Consider the following 5,992-nt stretch of genomic DNA (forward strand, 5'->3'; position numbering starts at 1 on the left):
CTGGTGCCACGCCTCCCGTGCCCGCGCAGAGCCAGGCAGCAGAGCCGGCACCGGCCTATGTACGGCCCAGCGCGCCGCTGGCGCCGCTCCAGCCACAGGCTGCGGCCATGGCCCCCAGCAGCCTCCAGCGCTTTGCGCCGCCACAGGATCTGCCCGCCGATCTGCAGGCCTGGCTCGATGGCATCGAGCGCGACATCCTCGTGCGCGCGCTGCAGGAGTTTGGCTTTAACCGCACCGCTGCGGCCAACCGCCTGGGCATCAGCCTGCGTCAGATCCGCTACCGCATGGAGCGGCTGCAGATCCATGACCCCAGCGACGGGATGCAGCCCTAGGGCCCGACGCCATGCCCCACGACCTGCCCGAGACACCGCCTGGCGCGCACCCCCACGCTGCGCCTCATGCCAATATGCACGCCACCAGCGCGCCGCAGGCAGCGCTCTGGCAAGACGGCTGGCTGCGCACGGCCACGCACTGCCCCTCGCCCAATTTCGGCCCCCGGCCTGAGGGGGCATGCACCGATCTGGTGGTCGTCCACTCGATCAGCCTGCCGCCGGGCATCTACGGCACGGGGGATGTGCAGCGCCTCTTTACCAACCAGCTCGACTGGGATGCCCACCCCTATTTCCAGAGCATCCGGGGCCTGCAGGTGTCCTCGCATTTCTTCATCACGCGCCAAGGCGTAGTGTGGCAGTTTGTCAGCGCCGACCAGCGTGCCTGGCATGCCGGCCAGTCGTTCTGGCGCGGCAGGCCGCGCTGCAATGACGACTCCATCGGCATCGAGCTCGAAGGCCTGGAGGGCGAGACTTTCGAGCCCGCCCAGTACGAGAGCCTGGTGCAGCTATGCCAGCAGATCCGCGCGCAGTATGCGATTGCCTATATTGCCGGCCATGAGCACATTGCGCCGGGCCGCAAGAACGACCCGGGTCCCGGCTTTCTCTGGCCCCGGCTGCAGCAGGATCTGGCCTGGCCGCGATCGATGTTTCCCGCATCGCTCGGCCTCTAAATCGGGCTATAGCCCAAGCCTCTAAGAACCTGTTCAAAGCCGCCTGCATCTGCCCGGCATCCCCTTTCATTCGCATGCAATGAAAGGCATGTATGCCACAAAAAACACGGCAATTTTCCACATTTGAAAAAAATTTTTTCAGATGCAATGCCTATGTTTTACGCAGGCTCTGCAACGCAGATGGCGCAGAAACACACCTACAGCGGTGGTTTGCAGGCGCAAACCACCACGCCATGCGCAGTTGCCGCCGTTTTGCTGCGCAGCATGGTCATCAGCACTACACACAAAGCCTGCAATGCGCCATACACTACAGGTAGTGTCCAGCGCTTAATAAAACACTACATGTAGTGTGAGGTGGTTGCCGGCGGCTCAGTGGTACCGGTATGCCCAGCGCTGTTTCTCCGGCTTTTCACACACCACAGAGAGGACATCATGAGCGCTGCTTCGCTTTCCGAGCAACGGCCCGCACCGGCCGCCAGCTCGCGCACCCTGGATGGATTCACCGTACTGCCGGACTACCAGATCATGCGGCGCAACGGAGCAGTCGTCCCTTTCGAGCCCCCCAAGATCACCACCGCCATCATGAAAGCCTTTCTGGCCGTGCATGGCAGCCAGGGCTCGGCATCGGCCAGCGTGCGCGAATTGGTCGAGAACCTGACCCACACGGTGGTGCGTGCACTGATGCGCTCCCGCCCGGGCGGCGGCACCTTCCATATCGAAGATGTGCAGGACCAGGTCGAGCTGGGCCTGATGCGGGGTGGCAACCATGAGGTAGCACGCGCCTATGTGCTGTACCGTGAGCGCCGCAACCAGGAGCGCGCCCAGCTCCAAGCCCAGCACACACCGGCCCATGCCAGCTTGCATGTGCAGGACCGGGGCCAGCAGGTCGTGCTTGATGTCAAGAAACTCCATGACCGCATTGCCGCAGCCTGCCAGGGCCTGGGCCAGGATGTCGACCCCGCGCCCATCCTGAGCGAAACCCTGCGCAACCTCTATGACGGCGTCAACATGGACGAGGTGCTCAAGGCCTCCATCCTGGCCGCCCGCACCCTGATCGAAAAAGACCCGGACTACAGCCTGGTCACCGCACGCCTGCTGCTGCACACCATCACGCGCGAAGTGATCGGCCAGGATGTCAGCAGCGCCGACATGGGCGCGGCCTACCGCAGCTCCTTCCCCGGCTTTGTCGCACAGGGCGTGGAGCATGAACTGCTCGCGCCAGAGATGCTGGACTTTGACCTGCCGCGCCTGGCCGCAGCCCTACAGCCGGAACGTGATCTGCAATTTGACTACCTGGGTCTGCAGACCCTGTATGACCGCTACTTCCTGCATGTGCGCAAGCAGCGCATCGAACTTCCCCAGGCCTTCTTCATGCGCGTGGCCATGGGCCTGGCACTGAAAGAAGACGACCGCAATGCCAGGGCCATCGCGTTCTATGACCTGCTCTCGTCCTTTGACTTCATGTCGTCCACCCCCACCTTGTTCAACAGCGGCACTTTGCGCTCGCAGCTGTCGTCCTGCTACCTGACCACGGTGGCCGATGACCTGGGCGGCATCTACGATGCGATCCGGGAGAACGCGCTGCTGTCCAAGTTTGCCGGAGGCCTGGGCAATGACTGGACACCCGTGCGTGCGATGGGCGCTCGCATCAAGGGCACCAATGGCGAATCGCAAGGCGTGGTGCCCTTTCTCAAGGTGGTCAACGACACGGCCGTGGCCGTCAACCAGGGCGGCAAGCGCAAGGGCGCCGTCTGCGCCTACCTGGAGACCTGGCACCTGGACATCGAGGAATTTCTGGAGCTGCGCAAGAACACCGGCGATGACCGCCGCCGCACCCATGACATGAACACCGCCCACTGGATCCCCGATCTGTTCATGCAACGGGTCATGGAAAAAGGCCTGTGGACCTTGTTCTCCCCCTCCGATGTGCCCGATCTGCATGACCGCTTTGGCCAGGATTTCGAGCGGGCCTACACCGCTTACGAGGTCAAGGCCGCGACCGGCGAGCTGGCGCTGAGCAAGACCGTGCCCGCGGTCGATCTGTGGCGCAAGATGCTGTCGATGCTGTTCGAGACCGGCCACCCCTGGATCACCTTCAAGGATGCCTGCAACCTGCGCTCGCCCCAGCAGCATGCCGGCGTCGTGCACTCGTCCAACCTCTGCACCGAGATCACGCTCAACACCAGCGACACGGAAACCGCCGTCTGCAACCTGGGCTCGGTCAACCTGGCGCGCCACTTGAAGGACGACGGCCAAGGTGGCCTCGCGCTCGACCATGACAAGCTCAAGCGCACCATCACGACGGCCATGCGCATGCTCGACAACGTCATCGACATCAACTACTACGCGGTGGGCAAAGCACGCGACTCCAACCTGCGCCACCGCCCGGTGGGCCTGGGCATCATGGCCTTCCAGGACAGTCTCTACCAATTGCACATTCCCTACGCCAGCGATGCGGCCCTGCAGTTTGCCGATACCTCGATGGAGGCGGTCTGCTACTACGCCTACTGGGCATCGACCGAGCTGGCGCGCGAGCGCGGTGTCTACAGCAGCTACCCCGGCTCGCTCTGGAGCCAAGGCATTTTGCCGCTGGACACGCTGGACCTGCTTGCCCAGGCGCGCGGCCAGGCCGGCTATGTGCAGGTCGACCGCAGCATGCAGCTGGACTGGGAAGCCTTGCGCCACAAGATCGCGCAGGACGGCATGCGCAACTCCAACTGCGTGGCCATTGCACCCACGGCCACGATCTCCAATATCGTCGGCGTCGATGCCTCGATCGAGCCCTCGTTTGGCAACCTCTCGGTCAAGTCCAACCTCTCGGGTGAGTTCACCGTGATCAACCAGTACCTGGTGCGCGACCTCAAAGCGCTGGGCCTGTGGGACGATGTGATGGTCATGGACCTCAAGCATTTCGATGGCTCGCTGCGCCCCATCGACCGCGTGCCCCATGCGCTCAAGGCGCTGTACGCCACCGCCTTTGAGGTCGACCCCGTCTGGCTGGTGGAAGCGGCCTCACGGCGCCAGAAATGGATAGACCAGGCGCAAAGCCTCAATATCTATATGGCAGGGGCCTCGGGCAAGAAGCTCGACGATGCCTACAAGCTTGCCTGGGTGCGCGGCCTCAAGACCACCTACTACCTGCGCACCACCAGCGCCACGCAGGCCGAGAAATCCACCATCCAAAGCCGCGTGCTCAATGCCGTGCCCAGCAGCCATGCGTCGCCCGTCGCCCAGGCTGTCGCCCACGCCGCCGCTGCTGCATCGCAGTCCGCCGCGCCAGGCACCGACATCCGCTTTTGCGCCATCGATGACCCCGGCTGCGAAGCCTGCCAGTAGACCACGCTGACCGTCTGAACCTGGCCGCAGCCGCGGCCACCACCAGGAGCATTCATCCATGCTGAGCTTTGAAGAAGATTCGATGGACGCGCTGGCCACACCAGCCGCGCCGGCCACCACGGCGGCCTCACCCTCTGCATCGCCTGCCGCATCCCCAGCCGCCACATTCAAGCGCGTCCATGCCGCCGACAAGCGCATCATCAACGCCAAGACCGATGTCAACCAGCTGGTGCCCTTCAAATACAAATGGGCCTGGGAGAAATACCTGGCCACCTGCGCCAACCACTGGATGCCCCAAGAGGTCAACATGACACGCGACATCGCGCTGTGGAAATCGCCCCATGGCCTGACCGAGGACGAGCGCCGCATCGTCAAGCGCAACCTGGGCTTTTTCGTCACCGCCGATTCGCTGGCCGCCAACAACATTGTGCTGGGCACCTACCGCCATATCACTGCGCCGGAGTGCCGCCAGTTTCTGCTGCGCCAGGCCTTTGAGGAAGCCATCCACACGCATGCCTACCAGTACATCGTGGAGTCGCTGGGCCTGGATGAGGCCGAGATCTTCAACGCCTACAACGAGGTCCCCTCGATCCGCAACAAGGATGCGTTTCTGATCCCCTTCATCGAGGCGATCATGGACCCCCACTTTCAGACCGGCACGCCGCAGACCGACCAGACCTTGCTCAAGAGCCTGATCGTTTTTGCCTGCCTGATGGAGGGCCTGTTCTTCTATGTCGGCTTCACGCAGATCCTGGCGCTGGGCCGCCAGAACAAGATGACGGGCGCAGCCGAGCAGTACCAGTACATCCTGCGCGACGAGTCCATGCACTGCAACTTCGGCATCGACCTGATCAACCAGCTCAAGCTGGAGAACCCGCAGCTGTGGACCGCCGCGTTCAAGGACGAGATCAAGGCCTTGTTTATTCAAGCAGTCGAACTTGAATATCAATATGCCGAAGACACGATGCCCAGAGGTGTGCTGGGCATGAACGCATCGATGTTCAAAGGCTACCTGCGCTACATCGCCAACCGCCGCGCAACGCAGATCGGCCTTGATGCTTTGTACCCCAACGAGGACAACCCTTTCCCGTGGATGAGCGAGATGATCGACCTGAAAAAGGAGCGAAATTTCTTCGAGACACGGGTCATCGAATACCAGTCCGGTGGCGCGCTTTCCTGGGATTGACGCCGACCTTGATGTGCAAACCCCGTCAGAATGTGGTTTTCCTGAGAGAAAACTGTGAAATTTGGCGTCTTTATTGAGGTTTGCACTATGCCAGTTGCTAGCAGCTGATGCACAATTCAGTTTGCTATCAAAACTTCGTGTCGAATTCAATCAGGCATGAAGTCTGCTTTCTAAATTGACCCGAAGGAGAAGAGCATGGCAACGTCCAAAGCAAGCAAGAAAACTGCTGACACCAAGGCAACTGCCAAGAAGGCAGTTGCAACCAAGGCAGCCGCCCCCAAGGCAGCTGCAAAGCCCAAGGCCGCTGCCAAGCCAGCCGCCACCAAGGCAGCTGCAAAGCCTGCTGCCAAGGCCGTCGCCAAAAAGGCCGCTGCTAAGCCAGCCGCCAAGAAGGCCGCCGCCAAGCCCGCAACCAAATCCACCGCAGCTGCCAAGACTGCCGTGAAGAAGGCTGCAGCTCCTGCCAA

6 protein-coding genes are annotated in these 5,992 nt (G+C 62.2%); all 6 read left to right on the forward strand.

Going from position 1 to position 5,992, the window contains the following annotated elements; genetic code table 11:
- Positions 1-332, forward strand: a 332-nt coding sequence (locus H928_RS26505; RefSeq protein WP_043339104.1) for a helix-turn-helix domain-containing protein, incomplete at its 5' end; no start/stop codon positions are given.
- 74 nt (positions 333-406) lie between these two features.
- Positions 407-1,003 carry a 1,6-anhydro-N-acetylmuramyl-L-alanine amidase AmpD gene (gene ampD / locus H928_RS26510; protein WP_021025773.1) on the forward strand — a complete coding sequence of 199 codons (597 nt, stop codon included), beginning with the start codon at positions 407-409 and terminating at the stop codon, positions 1,001-1,003.
- Positions 1,004-1,126: 123 nt separating this feature from the next.
- Positions 1,127-1,351, forward strand: coding sequence for a hypothetical protein (locus H928_RS32175; protein WP_158400488.1), 225 nt, complete (start codon positions 1,127-1,129; stop codon positions 1,349-1,351).
- A gap of 84 nt (positions 1,352-1,435) precedes the next feature.
- The gene (locus tag H928_RS0106575) at positions 1,436-4,339 is read left to right on the forward strand and encodes a ribonucleoside-diphosphate reductase subunit alpha (protein WP_021025774.1); all 2,904 of its coding nucleotides are present in this window, start codon (positions 1,436-1,438) and stop codon (positions 4,337-4,339) included.
- A 58-nt stretch (positions 4,340-4,397) separates the two neighbouring features.
- Positions 4,398-5,525: a ribonucleotide-diphosphate reductase subunit beta gene (locus tag H928_RS0106580; RefSeq protein ID WP_021025775.1), complete on the forward strand. Its 1,128-nt coding sequence runs from the start codon at positions 4,398-4,400 to the stop codon at positions 5,523-5,525.
- 195 nt (positions 5,526-5,720) lie between these two features.
- Positions 5,721-5,992, forward strand: a 272-nt coding sequence (locus H928_RS32715) for a hypothetical protein (RefSeq protein ID WP_021025776.1), incomplete at its 3' end; no start/stop codon positions are given.

It is taken from the genome of Comamonas sp. B-9 (assembly GCF_000410635.1).
GTDB lineage: Bacteria > Pseudomonadota > Gammaproteobacteria > Burkholderiales > Burkholderiaceae_C > Comamonas.